Annotated in this window: 22 protein-coding genes; 19 read left to right on the top strand and 3 right to left on the bottom strand. The window is 65.1% G+C overall.

All coding sequences use genetic code 11. From position 1 onward, the window contains the following. The first annotated feature begins 66 nt into the window (after window positions 1-66). Entirely contained in the window at window positions 67-1,107 is a 1,041-nt protein-coding gene (locus tag E3T25_RS00250; protein ID WP_166785109.1) for an FUSC family protein, read from the top strand. A 247-nt stretch (window positions 1,108-1,354) separates the two neighbouring features. Here E3T25_RS00250 and E3T25_RS00245 read toward each other — a convergent pair whose 3' ends face one another. After that, window positions 1,355-1,918 carry a YceI family protein gene (locus tag E3T25_RS00245; protein ID WP_134371481.1) on the bottom strand — a complete coding sequence of 188 codons (564 nt, stop codon included), beginning with the start codon at window positions 1,916-1,918 and terminating at the stop codon, window positions 1,355-1,357. Between the two features lie 318 nt (window positions 1,919-2,236). Here E3T25_RS00245 and E3T25_RS00240 point away from each other — a divergent pair, with 318 nt between their 5' ends. Next, complete coding sequence (locus E3T25_RS00240; RefSeq protein WP_134512235.1) at window positions 2,237-2,782, top strand: hypothetical protein; 546 nt, start codon at window positions 2,237-2,239, stop codon at window positions 2,780-2,782. Between the two features lie 167 nt (window positions 2,783-2,949). Here the strand turns inward: E3T25_RS00240 and E3T25_RS00235 are convergent, their stop codons facing one another. After that, window positions 2,950-4,149, bottom strand: a complete 1,200-nt coding sequence (locus E3T25_RS00235; protein ID WP_241980488.1) for a glycoside hydrolase family 3 N-terminal domain-containing protein — start codon at window positions 4,147-4,149, stop codon at window positions 2,950-2,952. Window positions 4,150-4,245: 96 nt separating this feature from the next. Here E3T25_RS00235 and E3T25_RS00230 point away from each other — a divergent pair, with 96 nt between their 5' ends. From E3T25_RS00230 to E3T25_RS17600, 10 genes are all read left to right on the top strand, one after another. Next, window positions 4,246-5,007, top strand: coding sequence for an oxygenase MpaB family protein (locus E3T25_RS00230; RefSeq protein ID WP_241976868.1), 762 nt, complete (start codon window positions 4,246-4,248; stop codon window positions 5,005-5,007). A 49-nt stretch (window positions 5,008-5,056) separates the two neighbouring features. Continuing rightward, window positions 5,057-5,560, top strand: a complete 504-nt coding sequence (locus E3T25_RS00225; RefSeq protein ID WP_134371477.1) for an Lrp/AsnC family transcriptional regulator — start codon at window positions 5,057-5,059, stop codon at window positions 5,558-5,560. A gap of 110 nt (window positions 5,561-5,670) precedes the next feature. Next, complete coding sequence (pdhA, locus tag E3T25_RS00220; RefSeq protein WP_134371475.1) at window positions 5,671-6,852, top strand: pyruvate dehydrogenase (acetyl-transferring) E1 component subunit alpha; 1,182 nt, start codon at window positions 5,671-5,673, stop codon at window positions 6,850-6,852. Beyond that, window positions 6,849-7,862 (top strand): alpha-ketoacid dehydrogenase subunit beta, encoded by a 1,014-nt coding sequence (locus E3T25_RS00215; RefSeq protein ID WP_134343468.1) that lies wholly within the window; start codon window positions 6,849-6,851, stop codon window positions 7,860-7,862. The genes pdhA and E3T25_RS00215 overlap by 4 nt, the downstream gene beginning before the upstream one ends. Beyond that, the gene (locus E3T25_RS00210; RefSeq protein ID WP_134371473.1) at window positions 7,862-9,301 is read left to right on the top strand and encodes a dihydrolipoamide acetyltransferase family protein; all 1,440 of its coding nucleotides are present in this window, start codon (window positions 7,862-7,864) and stop codon (window positions 9,299-9,301) included. Before E3T25_RS00215 ends, E3T25_RS00210 begins: the two co-directional genes overlap by 1 nt. A gap of 818 nt (window positions 9,302-10,119) precedes the next feature. Next, window positions 10,120-10,962, top strand: coding sequence for a phosphatidylinositol-specific phospholipase C/glycerophosphodiester phosphodiesterase family protein (locus E3T25_RS00205; RefSeq protein ID WP_134371471.1), 843 nt, complete (start codon window positions 10,120-10,122; stop codon window positions 10,960-10,962). A 1,272-nt stretch (window positions 10,963-12,234) separates the two neighbouring features. Then, on the top strand, window positions 12,235-12,732 hold the full coding sequence (locus tag E3T25_RS00200) for a GNAT family N-acetyltransferase (RefSeq protein WP_134371469.1): 498 nt from the start codon (window positions 12,235-12,237) through the stop codon (window positions 12,730-12,732). A gap of 103 nt (window positions 12,733-12,835) precedes the next feature. Continuing rightward, window positions 12,836-14,080, top strand: a complete 1,245-nt coding sequence (locus E3T25_RS00195) for an IS256 family transposase (protein ID WP_134371467.1) — start codon at window positions 12,836-12,838, stop codon at window positions 14,078-14,080. Between the two features lie 81 nt (window positions 14,081-14,161). After that, the gene (locus E3T25_RS00190) at window positions 14,162-14,488 is read left to right on the top strand and encodes a hypothetical protein (RefSeq protein WP_206750252.1); all 327 of its coding nucleotides are present in this window, start codon (window positions 14,162-14,164) and stop codon (window positions 14,486-14,488) included. 176 nt (window positions 14,489-14,664) lie between these two features. Continuing rightward, entirely contained in the window at window positions 14,665-14,793 is a 129-nt protein-coding gene (locus E3T25_RS17600) for a hypothetical protein (protein ID WP_255572935.1), read from the top strand. Between the two features lie 304 nt (window positions 14,794-15,097). On the opposite strand, the gene E3T25_RS00185 is transcribed toward E3T25_RS17600, so the two are convergent. Then, a complete protein-coding gene (locus E3T25_RS00185; RefSeq protein WP_134371463.1) occupies window positions 15,098-17,326 on the bottom strand; it encodes a malate synthase G in 2,229 nt (742 codons plus the stop codon). 188 nt (window positions 17,327-17,514) lie between these two features. Here E3T25_RS00185 and E3T25_RS00180 point away from each other — a divergent pair, with 188 nt between their 5' ends. The 7 genes from E3T25_RS00180 (at window position 17,515) to E3T25_RS00155 (ending at window position 22,437) form a co-directional block, all read left to right on the top strand. After that, the gene (locus E3T25_RS00180; protein WP_104099590.1) at window positions 17,515-18,867 is read left to right on the top strand and encodes an MFS transporter; all 1,353 of its coding nucleotides are present in this window, start codon (window positions 17,515-17,517) and stop codon (window positions 18,865-18,867) included. A gap of 370 nt (window positions 18,868-19,237) precedes the next feature. After that, the gene (locus E3T25_RS17835; RefSeq protein ID WP_198415622.1) at window positions 19,238-19,639 is read left to right on the top strand and encodes an alcohol dehydrogenase catalytic domain-containing protein; all 402 of its coding nucleotides are present in this window, start codon (window positions 19,238-19,240) and stop codon (window positions 19,637-19,639) included. Next, on the top strand, window positions 19,591-19,917 hold the full coding sequence (locus tag E3T25_RS17130; RefSeq protein ID WP_255572934.1) for a zinc-binding dehydrogenase: 327 nt from the start codon (window positions 19,591-19,593) through the stop codon (window positions 19,915-19,917). Before E3T25_RS17835 ends, E3T25_RS17130 begins: the two co-directional genes overlap by 49 nt. A gap of 65 nt (window positions 19,918-19,982) precedes the next feature. Further along, on the top strand, window positions 19,983-20,588 hold the full coding sequence (locus E3T25_RS00165; RefSeq protein WP_174722144.1) for a helix-turn-helix domain-containing protein: 606 nt from the start codon (window positions 19,983-19,985) through the stop codon (window positions 20,586-20,588). Beyond that, window positions 20,581-21,318, top strand: coding sequence for a B3/B4 domain-containing protein (locus E3T25_RS00160; RefSeq protein WP_134371457.1), 738 nt, complete (start codon window positions 20,581-20,583; stop codon window positions 21,316-21,318). The genes E3T25_RS00165 and E3T25_RS00160 overlap by 8 nt, the downstream gene beginning before the upstream one ends. Beyond that, window positions 21,311-21,454: a hypothetical protein gene (locus tag E3T25_RS16570; RefSeq protein WP_166784809.1), complete on the top strand. Its 144-nt coding sequence runs from the start codon at window positions 21,311-21,313 to the stop codon at window positions 21,452-21,454. The genes E3T25_RS00160 and E3T25_RS16570 overlap by 8 nt, the downstream gene beginning before the upstream one ends. A gap of 683 nt (window positions 21,455-22,137) precedes the next feature. Beyond that, window positions 22,138-22,437 carry a DUF7010 family protein gene (locus E3T25_RS00155; RefSeq protein ID WP_134371455.1) on the top strand — a complete coding sequence of 100 codons (300 nt, stop codon included), beginning with the start codon at window positions 22,138-22,140 and terminating at the stop codon, window positions 22,435-22,437. The last annotated feature ends 279 nt before the right edge of the window (window positions 22,438-22,716 follow it).

Below are 22,716 nucleotides of genomic sequence, written 5' to 3'. Positions count from 1 at the left end.
GGCACCGGCACCGGTCCGACGAGCCTGTGCATACGACTCGCCCACGCATTCGACTACCCTAGGCAAGTGAGAATCAACACCCGGCTGCGATCCACAAGCCGGATTCCTCTGCTCCAGGCAGTGAAGACATCCGTGGCCGTCGCCCTCGGCTGGATCCTGTCGCAACTGCTACTGGACACGGAGCAGCTGCCCGTCTTCGCCGCGATCGCCGCCCTGCTGGTGGTGCAGCCGAACATCAACCAGACCCTCGGTCGCGCGGTCGAACGCAGCCTGGGTGTTATCGGCGGGGTCATCATCGCCTATGGCGTCGGTGTCGCATTCGGCCAGTCCAGCTGGGTCGTTCTCCTGGCCATCGTGTTCTGCATCATGCTGGCGTGGGCGCTTCGGCTGGCCCCCAGCTCGGCGAGCCAAATTCCGATCAGCGCCATGCTCCTACTCACAATCGGCACGGCTACGGCTGAGTACGCGCGGGACCGCATCGTCGAAACCATCATCGGGGCGGCGGCCGCACTCCTCGTCAACGCCCTGATCGTGCCGCCAGTGCTTCTTCGTCCGGCGCACGCGGCTGTGATCCGACTTGCCTACGAGATCGCGGACACCCTCGACCGGATCGTCGACGCCCTGCGGTTTCCGCAGAAGGCCAGCCAGATCGAAGAGATGATGATTAAGGTGCGTCTGCTGCGCCCCATGCTCGCCAAGGCGGATCAGGCGCTCAAGCAGGCCGAGGAGAGCCTCACTCTCAACCCGCGGCACGCGGTGAACCGGCGTCTCCTCGACATCGACGAGGAGCTCTTCGCCCGGCTGACCTCGCTCGTCGCACGCGCGATCGGCATGACCCGGTCCCTGCGCGACCACTACGACCATTCCCTGCACCTCGAGCCCACGGTGCTCGCGATCACTGTCGAGCTGAGCCGTGCCGCCCATGACCTGAGGCTCCTCGCCGAACAGGTGGACCACCCCGGCGTCCAGCAGGTCAGCCTGCCGCAGGAACCACCCACCCTGACCGCCCCCCTGATCATTGCGACGCCTCATCCGCAGCACTGGATCCTGATCGGATCCCTGATGGAGGACCTACGACGGGTGCGTGAGGAGATCAAGGGCGAATAGCCGATGATGTCCGAGGTGCACAATATGCCCGTCGGATCGAAAGGGAGCGCCCGCGTTTCTGGCCCCGAACGCCTGCGCTCGGCCCGAGCAGCGTGGTCTCTCATTCACGACCAATACCCCGGGGTGTAGAGGATCGGAGCGGCCGCGTCGGTACCCTGACCAAAGGTCGACACGAGAGGGACCTCACTCTCGTGGGGTCCCTCTCGTGTTTATTATCCACCCTGCGCAGACCTCTGCGCGGGGACGACTACGCCTGGTTGAGCGCGGCCTGAAGTTCGATGGTGATGATGACCTTTTCGCCGAGCAGCATTCCGCCGGTCTCAAGGGCCGCGTTATAGGTGAGGCCGAAGTCGGCGCGGGTGACCTCGGTCTTCGCCGTGGCGCCGGCCTTGTAGTTGCCGTACGGGTCGGTGCCGAAGCCGCCGAACTCGAAGTCGAAGGTTACGGGCTTGGTGACGCCCTTGATGGTGAGGTTGCCGTCGACGAGGAAGTCGTCCTCGACCTGACGCACGCCGGTAGAGACGAAGTTGATGGTCGGATAGGTCTCGGCGTCGAAGAAATCGCCGGTGCGCAGGTGGCCGTCGCGGTCCGCCTGGTTGGTGTCGATCGTCACGACCTGGGCCGTGGCCGTGACGGAGGAGTCGAGCGGGTTCTCGCCGGTAACGAAGGTCGCGTCGAACTTCTCGAACGTGCCCTTGACCTTGCTGATCATGAGGTGGCGGATGCTGAAACCGACCTCACTGTGGGTCGGGTCGATGGTCCAGGTTCCGGCCTTGTAGCCGGGTATGCTCGCTGCGGTGGTCTGAGTCATGGGTTCTCCTCAATTCGCGGAACGGTGGATTCTCGTCCTCACATTCATGCAAGCGCATAGGAAAGTGAAATATTCCGAATCGGGGAGAGTTCTTTTCGACAGTGGTCCGGCCGCTCCTGCCGGAATCCCTTGACTGCCTCCGGGGCCGAGGGTACCGTCGGTCGCTCAGGGGCTGGTGCATGGGTGGAACGGAGGGCTGAAATGCGCTCACGGTTTTTGCTCCCCCTGGGTCTGCTGATCGCCCTGCTCGCCGGATGCGCGCCCCCGGCCCCTTCGTCGCCCTCCTCTGCTTCGGCAACGGCAACCGAGAGCGTGGTAATGCGCCCCATCACCGAGGGCGGTCTGCCTGCCGCGGGCTTCACCGTCACCGAGGAGACGACCGTCACGCTCGACTGTGGCAGCGCGTCGTTCGATGATCGGCCGTCCGCAGTCGCCGTCGACGACAACATCCACGCCTGCACACCGTCGAGCGCGTTCGCCGTAGCGTGCTGGCAGGATGCGGCGCCCGGCTTTGTGGCCTGCTACCGCGACCCGTGGACCACGGCGGTGGTGCGCCTGCCGAGCACCGGGAGCCTGCCGGCGGCCACCGCGCCCGAGCAGGCGCGACCGCTCGGGCTGTTGCTCAGCGACGGGGACCGCTGCCTGATTCGCAGCGGTGGCGTTTGGAACGACCTGACCGAGCACCCCGCCTGGTACGGCACCTACTCGTGCACGGAAGATGGGGCGGTCTGGGCGGAGAGCGCAGACGGCATCGATCGGTCAGGCCCCCGATGGACGGTGCGCGTCGCGCCTATTTCGGGGGGAGATCCGCTCACCACCCGCGAAGTCGTCACGGCGTACTTCGTCGGCACGGCAGAGGGCTAGCGGACTGAGAGCTGACCGGGCGCCCGATGGACTGGGTCATGACTTTGGTGACACCCAGCTGAGGACACTCCGGTGCCTCCGACGAAGACGAGAATGCGTGATTAGAGTGTGCCGGCATCCATGAGTTCCTACTCGGTGCGGTTCGCTGCACAATCTGGATTTGGGGTTCACTCCTGGGATGCGCTGAGGGCGGCCCGGCCGCGCAGCACCAGGAGCTTGTAGGCAGCATCATCGATCTGCTCCAGCGTGAGCCGCCCGGTATCGACCGCTTCGACGATTCTGCCGATCAGAACTGTGACATCGGTGCCGTACCGCGCGGGATTCGCCGGCAGAACGGAGAGCAGCATGGTGTTGCCCGCTGCCAGGGCGGCGATCCCGTTCTCGGCCGGGTCGGCGTACTCCGGCAGGCCGAAGTCCTGGAGCATCAGCAGATCGTCGGTAATCGTGACGCCGTCGAAACCGAGTTCGGTGCGGAGGATCTCGTGCCAGGCCGGCGACAGGCTCGCCGGACGCGGATCGACGCTCGGGTAGGCCAGGTGGCCGAACATGATCAGCGCCGCGCCAGCCTCGATTCCGGATTGAAACGAAGGCGCCTCACGGGTCAGCCAGTCCTGATAGCCAAGCGGAGTCGACGGGATGCTTCGGTGCGAGTCCCCCGGCGCCGCCCCGTGACCGGGGAAGTGCTTGAGCGTGCTCAGAACCCGCGCACGCTCACCGGTGACCGCCGCAGCCACCCGGGCGGATGCCGACGCCGGGTCGGTGCCGAGCACCCGGCCGGCCAGGAACGAGCTCGGGTCGGCCGTGACGTCGGCGACGATGCCGAAGTTGACACTCACGCCGACGGACTGGAGCAGGGTCGACCGACTGCGAAAGGCGTCTTCTGTGGCCGGTGCGGGAAGCGTCTGCAGCTGGGCAGCCCCGGGCGCCAGGTCGGCGGGCAGCGGGGAGACCTCGCCGCCCTCCTGGTCGATGCCGATGAGCAGCGGGAGTTCCGGGTCGGGACTGAGGGCATCCGTCATTGCCCGCATTTCTTCCGGGGAGACCGGCACGTTGTCACCCATCAGGATGAGTCCACCGAGGCCGTTCGCCCCGGCGAAGGTGCGCAGCTCGGCCGCATCTGTTCCCGGCTGGTGCAGCATCAGTAGGCTGGCGACCTTCTCGGTCAGGGACATGGCGGCCAGGCGGCGAGTGGCGTCTTCGGCAACGGGGCCGGCCGACCAGCCGGGCCCGAGCGGGGCGGCGGTGCCGCTTTTCGCGTCTGTTCCGCGCGCCGCGGTGCAGCCGGAGAGGGTGAGGGCCAGCAGGGCCATGGCGGCGAGCGCCGCCAGGCGGCGGGCTGGGGCCGGGTGTCGTCGGCCAGAGATCACCGGTCCAGGCTAACCTGCCGGCAGCTACCGCGGCGAAGCGCCCATCCGCTTCACCGCTGGCGGCGTTACAATCGGTCTTCGAGCGGGGAGGCGCGCATGCAGATGAGGGACATGGCCGGCGAGGCCGTGCTGATCGCCGCCGGCGGGCGGTCCATCCTCCTGCAGATCGCCGACCCGGCGATCGGCCACGGAATTGCGCACCACAGCGACTTCGCCTCCCGACCGCTCGATCGGCTGCGCGGCACCCTGACCTACGTGTACGCGGTCGTGTTCGGAACGCCGGAGGAGGCTGCCCGGGCACGACGCAGGGTCGATCACGCCCACGCCCCGGTGTCGGGCTTGGCCACCGAGGCTCGTCCGGCTTACACCGCCTTCACCCCAGAACTGCAGCTCTGGGTGGCGGCGACCCTGTATGACTCCGCCATGACCATGCGGGAGCTGGTCTACGGCCCGCTCGACGGAGCCACGGCGGACGCGCTCTACCGGGAGTACGCCGTGCTGGGCACGGCGTTGCAGATGCCCGCGGAGCTGTGGCCGCCCAACCGGGCCGCCTTCGCCGCCTACTGGGACCGACGTGTCGGCGAGTTGCAGACGGATGCCGCCACGCGCGCCGTGGCACGCCAGCTGCTGCATCCCCGCACCGGGCCGCTCTGGCTGCGGCTGATGATGCCACTGGGCCGGTTCGTGACCGTCGGACTGCTCCCCTGCTCGGTGCGGGAACTGTTCGACCTGCCCTGGACCGTGGGGGCGCAGCGCCGCTTCGACCGGCTGATCCGGCTGACCATACGTGTCTATCCCCGGCTTCCGCGCCGGCTGCGCCACTGGCCCAAGAACCACTACCTGCGCGCGATGCGGTAGTCGCCTGGGCTCGCGGTAGTCTGAGGGTTTCCCCAGCCTGAGGATTCCAATGACGCAGCACTCGGCCCCCGCCGCCCCGGGCACGCCCGACGGTCTCGACGCGATCGACCGGCAGATCGTGGCCGAACTCAGTCGCGACGGCCGCCTGTCGATGCGCCAGCTGGCCGTGCTCGTGCACATTTCCCGCACCACCGCGCACACCCGGATGCAGAATCTCGTGCGTCACGGTGTGGTCACTGGATTCGGCGCACAGATCGACCGCCGGGCGCTCGGGCTCAGGATCTCCGCCCTCGTGATCGTCAAGATCGGCGATGTCTCCTGGGCCGAGATGGCCCGGCGCCTGAGTGAACTGCCCTTCGTCGAAAAAGCTCAGGCCGTGAGCGGCGACATCGACATCATCCTCACCGTCAGCGCTCCGGACCACGAGCAGCTGAGCCAAGCCATCCTGCGCGATATCCACAGCATGCCCGGCGTGATCTCCACCCGGTCCCACCTCATCCTCGAGGAAATCACCGGCCTGCCCCCGGCCCGCGCTGCGGACAGCTGGCGCTGAACGGTCGTTTTCCGCGGACGAATGGTCCGGCGCGACGCCGCTTCGGACCAATCGTTCGTATCCGTTGCCGGGGCATCGTCGGCGGCGCGGAGATGCCCCACCATTGCGACATGAGCCTCAATGTCGAGAGCCTGGTTGAGAGCCCCCTCGCCGCGCCGCGTCCCCTCCGCCTGATCGATGACACCGGTCGCGCCGCGCCACTTGATGAGGCCGGCGGGTTTGACCTGCCGGACCCGGCCACACTGCTCAATCTCTACCGGCGCATGGTCGTCGCCCGCCGGTTCGACGTGCAGGTCACCGCGCTGACCCGGCAGGGACGCCTGGCGACGTACCCGTCAGCTCTCGGCCAGGAGGCCTGCGAGATCGCCGTGGTCGCCGCCCTCGGCGCCGAGGACTGGCTCTTCCCCACCTACCGGGACAGCATCGCCCTACTGACCCGCGGCGTGCCGCCCGAGCACATCCTGGCCTCGTTCCGCGGGGACTGGCACAGCGGCTACGACCAGAACGCCCACCGGATCGCCCCGCAGGCCACCCCTCTGGCTACCCAGGCGCTGCACGCCGTGGGGCTCGCGACCGCGTCCAAGCTGAAACGGGAGCGCACCGTCGCACTGACCCTGCTCGGCGACGGCGCCACCAGCGAGGGCGACGCCCACGAGGCGTTCAACTTTGCTGCCGTCTGGCAGGCCCCGGTCGTCTTCGTGGTGCAGAACAACCAGTACGCGATCAGCGTGCCGCTGGACAAGCAGATGCGCTGCCGCACCATCGCCGACAAGGCCATCGGCTACGGGATGCCCGGCTACTTCGTGGACGGCAACGACGTCGCCGCAATGTACGCGGTCACCTCGTCGGCAGTGGAGAACGCCCGCGCCGGCCACGGCCCGACCCTGATCGAGGGTCTGACCTATCGGATGGAGGCACACACGAACTCCGACGACCCGAGCCGCTACCGCGATCCCGGGGATCTGGAGATCTGGCGACGCCGCGACCCGATCACCCGCCTGGACACCTACCTGTGCGAGATCGGTGCGCTGAGCGACGCGGAGCGTGCGGACATCCGTGCCGAGGCCGAGGATCTGGCGGCGGACACCCGCGAATGCATGACCCGGTCCGCGCCAGTGGATCCGCTGGAGCTATTCGACCACGTCTACTCGACCCCGCGCGCCGCCCTGGCGGAACAACGAGCCTTCCTCGCAGCTGAGCTCGACGAGCACGCCGAGCACGCCGAGCACGCCGAGCACGCCGAGCACGCCGTCGCAGCATCCGTCGCCGCTCACTCAGGAGTCAACTCATGACGCTCCCCGACACCGCACCGACGCCCCTGCGCGCACCGGTCACTCTCACCATGGCAGCGGCGTTGAACGCCGCGATCCAGGACGCGATGCGCGACGATCCGACGGTCGTCCTGTTCGGTGAGGATGTCGGCCCGCTCGGCGGCGTCTTCCGTGTGACCGACGGGCTGTACGCCGAATTCGGGGAGAGCCGCGTGAGCGACTCGCCGCTGGCCGAATCGGGGATTGTGGGCACCGCGATCGGCATGGCCATGTACGGCCTGCGCCCGGTGGTCGAGATGCAGTTCGACGCGTTCAGCTACCCGGCGTTCGAGCAGATCGTTTCGCACGTGGCCAAGATGCGCAACCGCACCCGTGGGCGCATCCAGCTGCCCCTTGTGATCCGGATCCCCTACGCCGGCGACATCGGGGGTGTGGAACACCACTCCGATTCCTCCGAGGCCTACTGGACGGCCACGCCCGGCCTCACGGTGGTCTCGCCATCGAATCCGGCGGATGCCTATTCAATGCTCCGCGAGGCCATTGCTTGTGACGACCCGGTCATTTTCCTCGAACCCAAGAGCCGGTACTGGGCCAAAGCCGAGCTCAGCCTGCCTGTGCGCACCGCGCCGATGACCACTGCGGTCGTGCTGCGGGAGGGCACCGATGTCACGCTGATCGCCTACGGTCCGACCGTGAAAACGGCCCTCGCGACGGCCGAGCTGGCCGTCGCCGAGGGGCTCTCGATCGAGGTGATCGACCTGCGCAGCCTCTCCCCGTTCGACGACGAGACGGTGGGCGCCTCCCTGCGGAAGACCTCCCGCGCCGCTGTGCTGCACGAGGCGGCGCAGTTCGGCGGCTACGGGGCCGAGGTCGCCGCCCGGCTGACCGAGCGCAACTTCTACCACCTGGCAGCGCCGATCCTGCGGATCACGGGTTTCGATATCCCCTATCCCTCCCCCAAGCTCGAGCAATACTTTCTGCCCACTCCCGACCGCATCCTGACCGCCCTCGGAACCTGGGAGTGGAACTGATGGGTCAGAATTTCATCCTGCCCGACCTCGGCGAAGGACTCACCGAAGCCGAAATCGTCTCCTGGCTGGTCGCCGTGGGCGACACCATCACCATCGACCAGCCCGTGGTGGAGGTCGAATCGGCCAAGTCCATCGTGGAGTTGCCGTCGCCGTTCGGCGGTGTGGTCGAGGCCCTGAACGGGGTCGCCGGCCAGATCATTCACGCCGGGCAGGTGCTGCTGACAGTGACGGATGCCGCCGAGGCCGACGCCGCACGGCCGACCGCTCGGACTGCTGTTAAGCCCGCAGCGATGGCAGCCGGGGTTCCGGTCGCGGAGGTCGACGGGTCGGCATCCGGTGCTGTGCTCATCGGCTACGGCACGAGGGAGAACACGGGTCCCGTGCGGCGCCCTGCCACTGCGCGCTTCGGCGTGCGACCCGGCTCAGCGGCTCCGGTCGTCGCGGCAATCGTCGAACCGGTCTCCGAGGTGACTCCGGCCACCCCGGTAACGGCTCCGGCCTCTCCGTCTTACCCGGCCGGCCGCTCCCCCGTGGTCTCACCGCTGGTGCGGCGTCTGGCCCGCGAAAACGGCCTCGACGCGACCCTGCTAATCGGCAGTGGGAGCAACGCGCTGGTGCTGCGCCGGGACGTGGAATCGGCAATCCGGGAACGGGCCGCAGCGGTTGAGTCCACACCGGTGGTCGAGCCCGCGGCACTGGCCCAACCTGCACCCGTGGCGGAGCCTATCGGAACCCGGGCCGCGCCCACCGACGACATCCGGATCCCGATCACCGGCCTACGCAGGGTGGTGTCGGAGCGGATGACCACCTCGCGCCGGGAAATCCCCGAGGCAACCGTCTGGCTCGATGTGGACGCCACCGAGCTCTTCGCCGCGCGGGACCGTCTCTTCGACGCCACAGGCGAACGCTTCAGCGTGACCGCGCTGATCGCCCGGTTCACGGTCGCCGGACTGCGCCGGTTTCCGCTGTTGAACTCCTCAGTCGACACGGCCAGCCAGGAGATCCTCCAACGCGGTGCCATCAACCTCGGGCTTGCCGCTCAGACCCCGCGGGGGCTGATGGTGCCGGTCGTGCACGACGCCCACTCACTGACCACCCGCGAACTCCGGGATGCGATCGCCGGTATCGTGACCCAGGCAACGGATGGCTCGTTTCCCCCATCTCGACTCAGCGGCGGCACCTTCACCCTGAACAACTTCGGTGCTCTGGGTGTCGACGGGTCAGCCGCGATCATCAACCACCCCGAGGCCGCCATTCTGGGCATCGGACGGATGATCGAGCGCCCCTGGGTAGTCGATCACACCCTCGCGGTGCGCACTGTGGTCGAGCTGTCGCTGGTCTTCGACCACCGGGTCTGTGACGGAGGCACCGCCGCCGGTTTCCTCACCTACATCGCACGCTGCATCGAGAACCCTGTGAGCATGCTCGCCGACCTTTGACCGAGCCGCAAACGGCCTCGACCCTGCTGTGGTGCCGCCTGGGGTCGAGGCGTGCGCCAGGTCGTCTACGACACGCCAGGACATCTCGTGGCAGGGGTTTCCTGCCGCTGGGGTTTGTTGCGGTCGACGCCCTCAAGTGCGAATCCTCACCGGGCGGACTATCCGGGCGGGCTATCCGGGCGCTCCGCCCGGCTGCGTTTGCTTCTGGCCCCGAATTCCGGGCCCGAGTGCGCTTAAGGTCCGGCTTGCGGGCAGCCTGGCGGGCCGTGCCGTTCGCAGGCGAGCACGCTCGACTGCGCGCAGTTCGGCGCGACACGACAATCGAGCAAGTCTCTCGATATGACTCCGAGGCTGTGATCTGTATCGGAGTGCCATTCGGACACAGCAGACCCAGTGGATCGTCCCGCACGGCAATACGATCCGGCTCGATGGCAGAGCCCGCACAGTCAGCGCTGACAACACCTGAAGTCAGCGCGGCAAGCATGACAAGGTATGCCAGCGCTGCGACTATTCGACTGTTAGAACCAACCCGGTGGCCCTCCAGTGAATACCGAATCTGCCGGCGCGACGCGAGGACGGACTGGTGGAGCTAGGAGCGTGATTCTTACGCGAGCAGAAGGTCACGCACGCCCAGACCGTTCATGGTGCGTTGGTTCGACCGGCGCCAGCACTTAACCCGACGGCGATAGAACTGTAGCCGTTGCGCATTCGAAACCGAACCAGCTTGTGCACTGGAACACGCGTGGAGCCGATAACGCGGTCAATCTCATTTCGACGGGACTTTCTCGGCGGAACACACTTCGTAGAAATGGACTTCCATGATCGTCAAAAATTCTGCTTTGGTTCTCGTTACCCTCGTCGGCCTCGCTACCGTCAGCGGCGCGGCCGCACCATCACAGGCCGACATCGTGCCCGGCGAACCGCAGGATGCCGCCCACGCGCACAATGACTATGAGCATGAGCGTCCGTTATTTGATGCCCTCGAGCACGGATTCACCAGTGTGGAAGCCGATGTTTGGCTCGTAGATGGCGAGCTTCTCGTCGCTCACGATCTCGAGGATGTCCAGGCGGGGGTTACTCTCGAAAGCCTCTACCTGGATCCGCTCGACCGCCTCGTGGACGGCCGTGCTGGCAGTGTCTACTCTGGCTGGGATGGCAGCTTCCAACTTCTGATCGACATAAAGAGTGACGGCGAGAGTACCTACGCTGCGATCGAGGAAGACTTGGCTGAGCATCGCTCGATCATGACCAAGTACACGAACGGCAAAACCAAATCCGGACCGGTTGTCGCCGTGGTCAGCGGCAACCGCCCTCTAAAATCCATGCAAAATCTTGACTCACGATTGGCTTTCTATGACGGCCGCTCCGGCGACTTGACATCTGGAATACCAGCCGATCTCATGCCGCTGGTCAGTGAGAATTGGAACAAGCTATTCGTGTGGCAGGGCGTCGGTCCGATGCCGGAAAGCGAAAAGGTCAAGCTGCGCGAATACGTGCAGTCGGCGCACTCTCAGGGCTACCGCGTCCGTTTCTGGGGGACCCTCGATGTTCCGAGCGAAGCCCGCGAAGCGATCTGGACTGAGCTGCACGAGGCCGGCGTTGACCACATAAATACCGATGACCTCGCCGCGCTGGAGAAGTTCCTGGGGAGCCGGAGCTAGCGGAAATCGCCATCCACTCGCCTGGACCTGAAAGAAGTACTGTGAACACAGTAGAAATCGATCGGTGTACCCAGTTCGCGAACGAATTCCGCGGTTAACGGCACTGGCCTCCACGGCAAAATCTCTCAACGGGCTGCTGGGAGATTCATGCGGAGACCGTTTCCAAAGGCCCTTTCCCCGAGACGTCGAAACGGTCCTTGTTGCCCGAAGTTGGGCAAGGCCTGTAGCTTTCGGAAATGACGACCGACCGTGTAAGGCCGACAGGGAACCACCGCCTACCCTCCTGGGCCGCGGGGTCGATGGGCGCCTACCTAGTGTCAGTCGCCGGGCTCATTGCGGCAGTGTCCGTGATGCGCGCCTTCGAACTGGGCGGCGGGACGGCCGCACCCGAAGCGATGGTTCTGCTCATCGTGGTACTGACGTTGCCGTTATCTACTGCGTACTATGTCGTCGGTTCACTGGGTTCATCGCAAGTGTCGGGGCCAGAAGAATTCGCCGTCGGAGCATTGACCATGAGCGCGGCGTTGTACTACTTGGGATTCTTTCTCTTGGCTGCCATTAACGCTGCCGTCTTCAGATGGATAGTTTTTAGCACTCGACGACGGCGGGCGAAAGCTCAGTCTGATCCCTGACGGTCAACCGACGCGCTAGGGCGCGCGGAGACAGCGCGAAGCAGTGGCCTGGCGAGGACAAGCCCGCAAACCAGGCCAGCGAGGGCAACAGGGAAAGCCACCAAAGCGCTGAGGTGTGGGAACAGAGAACCTCCGAAAAACAAGGTGAGGCCGCCGACAAGGACAGCCGGGGCTGCGACGAGGGCGCAGGACCAGATGGGAGCGTGCATCGACCGAGCCCAGACCGCGGCAGCGAAGAGGGCGACCGAACCAACAAGAATGAGATTCTTCCCCACACGATCGCGTTCGAGAGCCCCACCGGTTGGCTCAAAAAAGAACGTTCTATCGAGACCTGTCCCCAACAGGACCAGCCCGACGAGGATGAGCGCGGACCATGCGACCAGGGCGGCAACCCAGAGTGAGAGGCGGACCCAGCTGGCTGTCATCGCTGCACTCATCTCTGTTGCAGTCATGTGCGGAACCTGAAATCCGCCTTTTCGAAAGCCGCCGGTCGTCGAGTGTCACCTCGTCAGGTTCCCGCCCAACTGGACGCGTCAACTGCGGCCCCAAGGCCCGACCCTACTGTTCAGAATCGCTATCCGCACCGCCCAATTCGGGGAAGAAGCCTCGGCGTTGCCCGACGCTTTGATCTGACGATCGCGTGCAGAAGTTTCGCCCATGGGACGAATCTGACACCGGGCACCTGCTTCGCGCCTTCGGTGCCAACGATGACCTCGCAACCCAGGTCGGCGACACCGACCTGTCAACGCTCGAGCGCTGCCAGGAATTCATCGCACTTCAGCTCGCCCCGTCCAGCCCGTCCGTGCGCAACTTCGCAATCAGCGTCGACGGCAGGGCTGTCGGCAATGTGGGCATCGAAAACATGGAGCATCGACACGCCACCGGTAGGGTCTGCTACTGGGTGTCCGCCGAGGCCCAAGGCCAAGGCCTTGCCTCATGCTCTCTCGCCTCGGCTACCCGCTGGGCATTTGAAAGGCGCGACTTGCTCCGGCTCGAGCTCGGCCACAGGGTCAACAACCCGGCGTCCTGCATCGTCGCACTGAAAGTGGGATTCAATATCGCAATCTCCCAGCGGGCTGCTGGCAGGTTGATGCGGAGACCGTTCTGCTATCGGTGTCTCTTGGTTACGTCCCCGTGAGTGGTGTGGTTTCCCGCTCTTGAGTGTTGCTTCGTCAACGTGAAGAGCCACCGTGGGATGGTCAGTGAGTACCGATCAAAGAACTCACAAAGGACACCACACGATGGCTCTAGACCAGTTTGCCCTGCTTGACCTGCTGGGAGAACTCAAACTCACCGATGTCACCGACCGCATCCGCGTCGCGACCGAAACCTTGTATCAAGAATTGATCGATGCGGAGGCGACCGCGTTCATCGGTGCAGCCCCGTTCGAACGCCCCGGCGACCGCACCACCCACCGCAACGGCACCCGAGCGCGCACCCTGACGACCACGGCCGGGGACCTCGACCTGAAGATCCCGAAGCTGCGCGCCGGCTCCTTCTTCCCCGCGCTCCTGGAGCGCCGCCGCCGGGTCGACCAGGCGTTGTTCGCGGTCGTGATGGAGGCCTACGTCCACGGTGTATCGACCCGGAAGATCGACGACCTCGTCAAAGCGCTCGGCGCTGACACCGGGATCTCCAAGTCGGAAGTGTCCCGGATCTGCGCAGGCCTGGACGCCGAGGTCGCCCAGTTCCGCGACCGCACCCTCGCCGCGCAGGACTTCCCCTACGTCTTCCTCGACGCCACCTACTGCAAAGCCCGCGTCGGCCACCGGATCGTGTCCCAAGCCATCGTCGTCGCGGTCGGGGTGGCTGCCGACGGACGCCGTGAAGTACTGGGTTTCGACGTTGGTGACAGCGAGAACGAGGGCTTCTGGACCAGCTTCCTGCGGTCGTTGAAGACTCGCGGCCTCGACGGGGTCAAGCTGGTTATGTCTGACGCTCACACCGGCCTGAAGAAGGCCATCGGGACCGTGTTCCAGGGCGCCGGCTGGCAGCGCTGCCGGGTGCATTTCATGCGCAACGTCCTCGCCGTGATCCCGAAAGGATCGCAGGACATGGTCGCCTCGATCATCCGCACCATCTTCGCCCAACCGGACCGCGAACATATCGAGAAACAGTTCCGAGAAGTCACGACCATGCTCGGCCGATCGCACCCCAAGGTCGCTGCCATGCTCGTCGACGCACAACCCGACCTCCTCGCCTTCGCCGCGTTCCCACGGCGGCACTGGCGCCAGATCTGGTCCACCAACCCGCTGGAACGGGTCAACAAGGAGATCAAACGCCGCACCAACGTCGTCGGCGTTTTCCCCAACTCCGCGGCCCTGCTGCGCCTGGCCGGGTCGGTCCTGATCGAGCAGCATGACGAGTGGGAAGCCGGCGAACGCCGCTACTTCTCCGAAGCATCAATGCTCGAGCTGGCCACCATGAACAACCCCATCGAGGTCCTCGACGAGGCGGTGATCCTCCCCGAACTCGCCGCCGCCTAAGCTAGAACAGCTGACCCGCACGGTGTCGAGAAACTCCACCACTCCGCGGGACGTGACCTCGCTGGGCTCGCAGGCATCGCGATGTTTACCCTTGAGCTAATGGGACCGGTTCTCGGTTTCGATGACACCGACAACTCCGCAGTGAGCCTCGATTATCTGCGCCAGTATCCGCAGTTTCACGCTTTGGCGGCGGTCGCAGTGTTTATCATGGCACTCGCGTACATCGTGGCGAGTTTCGCTATCTCAGATGTGCTTACGCCACGCACAAGTATGATCACGCGCCGAAGCCTGAGCGCGCTCGGACTTTTCGCGGCTGCGTTCTCGTTCATGCATGGGGTCTTGCGCGAGTCGGTCGGAACGTTGCTCTACATCGACTCGGTCAATAGGGGATGGAGCCAGTCCGCATAGCTCACCATTCAGATGTTGGGAACCCATGGTTTCCTTGCGGCGGGCCTCATTACGCTCGCTGTCTGGTCCGTGGTATCTGTGTGGCCGGGGCTCACTCCCGCTCCCGTCCGATCTGGTTATGTGCCTTGGGATTAGTCGCAGGCCTCCGTCTCGTGATGCTCACGGCTGGGCCATTGATGACGGCAGCAGCGATCGACCTGCCCGGGATCTGGCTCGCCTCCATGGGACTGATCCCTCTGGGAATGCTTTGGTGGCTGGCCCTCGGCGTGGTGCTGCTTGTCAAGTCCCGCCGCAATCACGAGTAGACGCGTAATGAAACCTGTATGACAACACCACGAGAATCACCCCGGCATACGATATCGTGCCGCAAACTCATCAGGGGAAGTGCGCTCACCTCGTTCCATCGTCACCTCAGCGCTCGAGGCAGTGGACGTGTTCGTCCGTTCGGAGGGGCCCGCCCCAAGCGCCTATGCCGAATTTCGGGACGACGTCGCGAGGTTCACCAGCAACCTGCTCGATGGACGCCCAACCGGCGGCATCAAGTAGGTCCCGCCGGGAAGGTATGCCACCGGCGGCTGCCGCACTGCAACCCGCCCGCATGAGGTTCCGTTAGAGCAAATAACGCGCGGGAGCCTGACGCTTCTTTGCCCTCCGGACCTGGTGGAGGATCGGCTCGGTGTATCCGTTGGGTGAGGATGCACCGTCGATGATGAGTTGGCGGGCGGCCAGAAACGCGAGCCCAGGCCCGGTTCTGCCGATCAGCGCTTCATAGGTCGGGTCATCGGAATTCTGTGCATCGACGACCGCCGCCAGTCGCCCGAGGCTGGCGTCGACATCCGTCTTGCTGATGACGCCGTGGGTGAGCCAGTTCGCGAGGAGTTGACTGGAAATGCGCAGCGTCGCACGGTCCTCCATGAGCCCCACGCCGTGGATGTCCGGAACCTTGGAACACCCGACCCCTTGATCGACCCATCGAACGACGTAGCCGAGGATCGACTGAACGTTGTTGTTCAGCTCGGTCAGGCGCTCCTCATCGCTGAGGTCTCGCTCGGAGAGAGGGAGGACGAGAATCGGGTCCAGGGCCTGGCGTGTCCGCCCGGCCAGTTCGTGTTGACGGGCGGCCACGTCGACCTCGTGATAGTGGATCGCATGCAGCGTCGCCGCTGTGGGAGACGGGACCCAGGCTGTGGTTGCACCGGAACGGGGGTGCGCAATCTTCTGCTCGAGCATGTCGTGCATGAGATCGGGCATGGCCCACATGCCCTTGCCGATCTGGGCACGGCCGGGAAAGTCCGCCGCGAGACCGGCGTCGACATTCGCGTTCTCGTAGGCAGCCATGAAGGGCATGGAACGTATCAAGCCCTTGGTGGCCACTGGCCCGGCGTGCATGGAGGTGTGGATCTCGTCGCCCGTGCGATCGAGGAATCCCGTGTTGATGAAGACGATTCGCTCGGCGGCAACGGCGATACAGGCCCGCAAGTTGAGCGTCGTTCGCCGTTCTTCGTCCATGATCCCGATCTTCACGGTGAGTAAGGGCAGGCCGAGGAGCTGCTCCACCCGGGCGAACAGGTCGACGGTGAACGCGACCTCGTGGGGGCCGTGCATTTTCGGCTTGACGATGTACACCGAGCCGGTGCGTGAGTTGCCGCCGCGGGCCTCGCCGACGAGGTCGGGGAACGAACCGAGAACGGTCAGCACCGCGTCGAGGATTCCTTCGAACACTTCGGCGCCGGACGCATCCCGCACGGTGTCGGTCTGCATCAGGTGCCCGACGTTGCGCACCAGCAGCAGGCTTCGGCCGTGCAGCGTCAACTCGCCGCCGGTAGGAACGGTGTAGACGCGGTCGCCGTTCATGGTGCGCGTGAAGACGCCGGCGCCCTTCCTGACGGTCTCATTCAGTCTGCCGCGCATGAGTTCGCGCCAGTTGCGGTAGCCGAGTACCTTGTCGTCGGCGTCGACTGCGGCAACCGAGTCTTCGAGGTCCATGATCGTGGTGACAGCGGACTCGAGCACGATGTCCTGGATGCCCGCGCTGTCCGTGGCCCCGATAGGTGCGCTGCGATCAATGGTCACGTCGAGGTGCAGTCCGTGATGTCGGAAGAGCACGGACGACGGTTCCAAAGCCTCTCCCCTGTAGCCGACCAGCGCCGAGGGCGACGCCAGGACAGCGGATGATCCGTCTTTCAAAGCCACGATCAGCGCACCGTTCTCGACTCGGTAAGCGACGGCATCAGCGTGCGAGCCCCGTTCGAGTGGGATGGCCTGGTCAAGCAGAGCCCGTCCGCGCGCGATCACCCGTCCGCCGCGGACGGCGTTGTAGGAATCCGCCCGGGACGCACCGCCGTCATCGGATATCGCGTCAGTGCCGTACAGCGCGTCGTAAAGCGAACCCCAGCGGGCGTTCGCCGCGTTGACAGCGAACCGCGCGTTGAGCAGCGGAACGACAAGCTGGGGTCCCGCCTGCGACGCGATCTCCACATCGACGTTCGAGGTGGTGATGGTGAAGTCCCCGGGTTCGGGCGCGAGGTACCCGATCCTGGTGAGGAAAGCACGGTACTCACCGGGGTCAGGCTGGCCGGGGTTAGCCCGGTGGAAGGCATCGATCTGGGCCTGCAGGTCATCCCTGATGCCGAGCAACTCAGTGTTCCGGGGAGTGAGGTCGCTGATCAGCGTGCTCAGCCCAAGCCAAAAGGCGTCCGCGGTGATGCCGGTTCCCTGCAGCGCCTCGTTCTCGACGAACGCGGCGAATGAAGAGGCGACATCGAGATCTGCTCGTTCGACGCGGGCGGAGAGGCCAGCAGTAGGCGCTGGGACGGATGCTGTGGTGGGTGTGTTCATCGTTGAACTCCTTGGGCTAGTGCGGGTACGCCCGCTCGGCCGACTGTGTCTGGCCAGTCTCGCACCCCGGCGCCGCCGCTCCTTGACACACTCACGTCGGGCAGGTCTCGTGCAATAGGGTTCAATTATCCGGCAGACGCTTCACCCTCAGTTCGCCGCCTGGTCACAAACGCTGAATTGGGAACCTGATGCCTGAAGTTCGCGCACGCCCCAGTCGATCCGAGCGATTGGATGCGCTGCCGTTCACCCGGGAGCACCGCCGTGTGCTTGTGGGTTCCGGCCTGGGCTGGGCTCTTGATGCGATGGACGTTGGACTCATTTCTTTCGTTCTGGCACAATTGGCGGTGCAATGGCAAGTCTCCGACGTGGAGCTGTCCTGGATCGCATCCGCCGGGTTCGTCGGTATGGCCATTGGTGCAGTTCTCGGTGGTTTGCTGGCCGACCGTATCGGCCGACGCCAGGTTTTCGCTCTCACCCTTCTCGTTTACGGTCTCGCGACGGGAGCGTCGGCACTGTCCGAGACTGTGGCCGTACTCATTGCATGGCGATTTATCGTGGGGCTCGGTCTTGGCGGTGAGCTCCCGGTCGCTTCGACGCTCGTGAGCGAGTTCGCGCCTCCACGAATTCGCGGCCGCATCATCGTCATCCTCGAATCCTTCTGGGCCATTGGCTGGACCGTTTCCGCGGTCATCGGGTACCTGGTCGTACCGTCATCGGCCGACGGCTGGCGCTGGGCACTGGCTGTCGGAGCGGTTCCGGCCGTGTACGCGGTGGTCGTGCGCCTTCGGCTGCCGGAATCGGTTCGCTTCCTCGAGTCGCGTGGCCGCCTCTCTGAGGCGGAGTCGACCGTCCGACGTTTCGAAAAGTCCGCCGGAATCACCGCCGGACCCTATGATTCTGCGCGCCCCGCAAAGACAGGTGAGGGGCCGAACAAAACCGGTTCCCGGACACGCGTCACCGCGCTGTGGTCGCGCGGCCTGCGTCGCCGAACCGGTGCGCTGTGGCTGGTCTGGTTCTGCGTGAACTTCTCCTACTATGGCGCCTTCATCTGGCTTCCGACCATCCTGGTCGCGTCGGGATACTCGCTCGTTCGCTCCTTCGCGTACACGCTGATCATCACCGTGGCCCAACTGCCGGGTTATGCCGCTTCGGCGTACCTCATCGAGCGTTGGGGACGGCGCAGGACACTGGCCGTATTCCTTGCCGGCTCGGCACTTGCGGCGGCGTTATTCGCGGTAGCCGGCGATGCCACCCAGGTGATCGGTGCCGGCATGCTGCTTTCCTTTTTTAACCTGGGTGCGTGGGGAGCGCTCTACGCAGTGACCCCGGAGCTGTACCCGACCCGCATCCGTGCCACCGGGGCCGGCTGGGCAGCCGGCGTTGGACGGATCGCCGCGATCCTGGCTCCGCTGGCCGTGCCGATGCTGCGCGAGATGGGCGGGACCGCAATTCTTTTCACGGTCTTTGCAATGTTCTTCGTGGTCGCTGCACTCGGCGCTCTTGGACTCCCCGAGAAACGGGGCGAGGCTCTGGAGGACTGAAACGGCAGGAACGGTTGCGCGAGACACTGGGGTATGCCCGAACTGACTTTGCACGACGGCGGCGGTCGGTTTCCGTCTCCTCCTCGGTATTAAAGTGGTAGAGGTTGCCGAAGAACGCGTCGAACCCGTGCACGGTGGGCAGGAACTCGTTCGGTGAAGGCGATGCCCTCGTTGGCAACCCGAAATATGGATGAGATTCGGTGGCCCCGAAGCATTGGAATTGCACCACGATTGGCTCCGGCCGCGGCCGCAGGACCATCAGGTGCTGGTGAAAGTAACAGCGGCTGCCGTCAACAACACAGACATTTGGACGCGCCAGGGAGCACATGGGTCGCCGGAAAATCCCACGGCGCAGGCCGGCTGACTGGGTTTGTTTGATTTTTCGCGCATTCAGGGTGGGGATATCACCGGCATTGTCGTCGAGGTGGGTCATGGTGTGACCGAAGAACTGTTGGGTCGCCGGGTGCTCGTGGACCCGGCTATCTACGGATGCGACAGCGAGAATGCGTCTCCGGCGGGGTACCTGGGCAGCGAGGCCGATGGCGGGTTCGCGCAGTACGTCGCCGTGGATGCCATCCATGCTCATGACGTGCTGGATTCCCCGCTATCGGATGTGCAGCTGGCGTGCCTGCCTGTGGGCATTCGCCATCGCGATCGGAATGCTCGAACGTGCCAACGTGCGAGGCGGCGAAACCGTGCTCGTGACGGGAGCATCCGGCGGGGTTGGACGTGGTTGCTGACATCGCCGGTGGACCGGGGGTCTCCACCATGATGCCGATGATTCGGGACAACGGACGCTGGGTGATCGCGGGTGCTGTGGCGGCGCCGGTGATCGACTTCGACCTCCGCCGCCTCTATCTTCACAATGTGCTGCTCATCGGATCCTCGATGCACACCCGGGTTCATTTTCGTCGGCTCGTCGAGCTTGCACGCGGCGGGCAGGTCAGTCCTCAGGTCAGCAGCACGTTTGCCCTGACCGAGATCGCCGAAGCCCAAACGGAGTTCTCCGAGCGACGACACATCGGCAAGATCGTCATCCTCCCCCACTGAGACCAACTGTTGGTACCCGAGGGAAAACTCTGATTGATGTACCAATAGTGCACTATCGTGCACTTATGGAGGAAAGTGCTGCGGAACTTGCGACTGCCATCGGTGTACGCGTCAAACACGAACGCCAACAACGTCGGTGGACTCTTGACCAGCTGGCGGAAGGCACCGGGGTGAGTCGCCGAATGCTGGTCAACATCGAGCAGGGTGCCGCGAACCCGAGCGTAGGGACACTGCTCCGGATCAGTGGCGCCCTCGGCGTGGGCCTCCCCGATCTGGTCGAACCGCCCCGATCGAAGCGGATGAAAGTTACCCGAAGGGGCGAGGGCACGGTGCTGTGGACCGGCGCGCACGGCGGGCGCGGAGTGCTCGTCGCGGTGACTACACCGCCGAACGTCGTCGAACTGTGGGACTGGACCCTCGAAGCAGGCGATCGACATGTGAGTGAACCGCATACGGCCGGTACGAGAAAGCTTGTGCAGGTACACCTGGGAACGATCTCGATTTCGTCGGGAGAAGAGACGATCACGCTCAACGATCGCGACGCGCTCTCCTTCCCCGGCGACGTAGCCCATACCTACGTCAACGCCGGCCCGCACGCAGCACGATTCTCACTGACAGTGTTTGACCCGGGCGTCGGCTCGGCTACCCGAACGGAACGCGTTGATGCCTGAGCAGACGGCCTTGAACACGTTCCTCGACGCCGCCCGAGTCAACGATGACGTCTTTGCGTTACGGCCCGACTACCGGGCGGTGTTGGTCGCTGTCGATGGACTCGAGTCCGGCCCGAGTGATGAGGCAAGCGAGGCGCTGCTCCTCGCGGCGGAAGAGGCAGCCCGCTCCACTCTCCAGCAACAGGCTGTCGAGGAGGTTCCACACATTGCCGCGTGGCGCCAGGCGTACCGGGCGTTCGGTGCGAAGCCGCAGCGCACCCGCAACAGTCTGGAGGCGCTTATGCGCCGCGCGGCATCCGGGCTGCCCCGCGTGAATCGACTCACGGACCTGTACAACGCAATCTCGATTCTGCACGTGGTACCGCTCGGCGGGGAGGACCTGGCGCACTACGTCGGAGCACCACGCCTGATCCGCGCAACCGGGTCGGAACCTTTCGAGATCATGTCCGAGGGCGCATCCGTGACTGAGTATCCCGACGCCGGGGAGGTCGTGTGGACCGACGCGGGCGGTGTGACGTGTCGACGCTGGAACTGGCGTCAGGCACGTCGCACCCAGCTCACCGACACCACCACCAGCGCCCTGTTCATCCTCGACGCACTCGAACCGCTCGACGACGACGCACTATTGGCAGCAGCTCGGGAGCTCGAGCGGGAGCTCACTCGTCTCGGCTCGAACGTTCAGGTCGCGCAGCGCCGGCTCGGAGCAAACGCACTGTCCGGAAATGCCTGACATGAGCCAACGCAGCATCCCGATTCCCGCCTCGGCGCTTGGTGTCACGGCCATGCTGTCTGTTCGGCTCGGCTCGGCACTCTCCGTCGACCTGATCACGACAGTCGGTGCTGCCGGAACGGCGGACTTGCTCTGAGGTACTGGCCTCACCCAACCCTGACGCGTAAGCGTTCGGCAATCAGGCACCGGAGGGATGGGTCCGGGTGAGCGATTTTCTCATCATGAGTCCTAATGCGGACTACGCGTCAACCTCACCGGTTTTTGGGTGCCCGGGCAAGTCCGTGAGTAGTCTCAACGCATGATTGTGCTGGGTGAGCTCGTCATCGGCTTGCTCGCCCTGATCGGCGTCACGGTGGTCGCGGTCGGCACCATTTCTGCCGACGATCGTCGGCGCATCCGCTCTGATGTTGATCTTCGCCGGGGATGGGCTACTCACGCGGCTCGACGGTGGAATCCTGCTACTCGTCGGCGTCGTCTACACCGTGCTCCTAGTGCCTGCCGCTCGCCGTGAGGCCGCCGTCGTTCGCACCGAGTCCGCCCGCGAGTCCGGCATCACGAAACGAGAGATATCTCCACTGCACAGCTGGGGCGCGACGTGCTCTGCTCGTCGTTCGGACCTGACAAGACGACGGGATGATCCGGTCTGTCACGCCCGACCAGCAAGCGTGTGGACAGGCCAGCGGCCGACTCGTGGGACGATGCCGTTGTGCGGATATTGATGAGGCTCAGGCGGACGTTCGACGTGTCTACCCCGGCGGCTTCGTCGGTCAATTGGTTTCAGGCACACTGTGGCTGATCGCGGCGGCCGTGGCGACTTGATTGTCGCCAGGCGCATCGATCGCAACGCTGTTCCTGGGTGGGATGCTGATTTTTCCCCTGACGACGCTCACGCTTCGAACCGCCGGCGGGCCAGCGGCATTGCCCAAGGGCCATCCGATGGCGGCGCTCGCGACGCAGTTCGCATTCACCGTCCCTTCGGGCACGCTCGTGGCCGTTGCCCTGGGACTGACCGAACCGAACCTGTTCTTCCCGGCAAGCATGATCATCGTCGGTGCGCATTATCTGCCGTTCGTTTTCCTTTACGGGATGCGTCTCTTCGCCGTGCTCGCCGGATACTGATCCTGGTCGGAACAGTGCTTCTCCTGTAACTACCGGTGGGCGCTCCGCTCGGCGGATGGTTCGCGGGTGCACTCCTGGTCGGTTTCGCGTATCTGCCGCGCGCGTCCTCAGAACGGCGTGGGCTCCCCTGACTGGGCATCCCGACCGGGTGGGGCGGGCGACGGTGTGGTCGACGCCGAGCGGATGACCGTGGCCGGCTCACTCACGAACGTGCGCCCGGTCGGCGACGTCCACTCAAGCGTGCCGTCACCGAGGTGCAACACCCGCCACCCGGTCTCG

It is taken from the genome of Cryobacterium sandaracinum (assembly GCF_004403415.1).
Taxonomy (GTDB): domain Bacteria; phylum Actinomycetota; class Actinomycetes; order Actinomycetales; family Microbacteriaceae; genus Cryobacterium; species Cryobacterium sandaracinum.
The sequence above is the reverse complement of the archived record's forward strand: the minus strand, read 5'-3'. Positions and strand labels throughout refer to the sequence as shown.

Coding starts and splice junctions, on each gene's coding strand:
- E3T25_RS00245 (WP_134371481.1), bottom strand. CDS start 1,918: ATGACTCAGACCACCGCAGCGAGCATACCCGGCTACAAGGCCGGAACC.
- E3T25_RS00240 (WP_134512235.1), top strand. CDS start 2,237: ATGCGCCCCATCACCGAGGGCGGTCTGCCTGCCGCGGGCTTCACCGTC.
- E3T25_RS00230 (WP_241976868.1), top strand. CDS start 4,246: ATGCAGATGAGGGACATGGCCGGCGAGGCCGTGCTGATCGCCGCCGGC.
- E3T25_RS00225 (WP_134371477.1), top strand. CDS start 5,057: ATGACGCAGCACTCGGCCCCCGCCGCCCCGGGCACGCCCGACGGTCTC.
- pdhA (WP_134371475.1), top strand. CDS start 5,671: ATGAGCCTCAATGTCGAGAGCCTGGTTGAGAGCCCCCTCGCCGCGCCG.
- E3T25_RS00215 (WP_134343468.1), top strand. CDS start 6,849: ATGACGCTCCCCGACACCGCACCGACGCCCCTGCGCGCACCGGTCACT.
- E3T25_RS00210 (WP_134371473.1), top strand. CDS start 7,862: ATGGGTCAGAATTTCATCCTGCCCGACCTCGGCGAAGGACTCACCGAA.
- E3T25_RS00205 (WP_134371471.1), top strand. CDS start 10,120: ATGATCGTCAAAAATTCTGCTTTGGTTCTCGTTACCCTCGTCGGCCTC.
- E3T25_RS00195 (WP_134371467.1), top strand. CDS start 12,836: ATGGCTCTAGACCAGTTTGCCCTGCTTGACCTGCTGGGAGAACTCAAA.
- E3T25_RS00190 (WP_206750252.1), top strand. CDS start 14,162: ATGTTTACCCTTGAGCTAATGGGACCGGTTCTCGGTTTCGATGACACC.
- E3T25_RS17600 (WP_255572935.1), top strand. CDS start 14,665: ATGACGGCAGCAGCGATCGACCTGCCCGGGATCTGGCTCGCCTCCATG.
- E3T25_RS00185 (WP_134371463.1), bottom strand. CDS start 17,326: ATGAACACACCCACCACAGCATCCGTCCCAGCGCCTACTGCTGGCCTC.
- E3T25_RS00180 (WP_104099590.1), top strand. CDS start 17,515: ATGCCTGAAGTTCGCGCACGCCCCAGTCGATCCGAGCGATTGGATGCG.
- E3T25_RS00165 (WP_174722144.1), top strand. CDS start 19,983: ATGGAGGAAAGTGCTGCGGAACTTGCGACTGCCATCGGTGTACGCGTC.
- E3T25_RS00160 (WP_134371457.1), top strand. CDS start 20,581: ATGCCTGAGCAGACGGCCTTGAACACGTTCCTCGACGCCGCCCGAGTC.
- E3T25_RS16570 (WP_166784809.1), top strand. CDS start 21,311: ATGCCTGACATGAGCCAACGCAGCATCCCGATTCCCGCCTCGGCGCTT.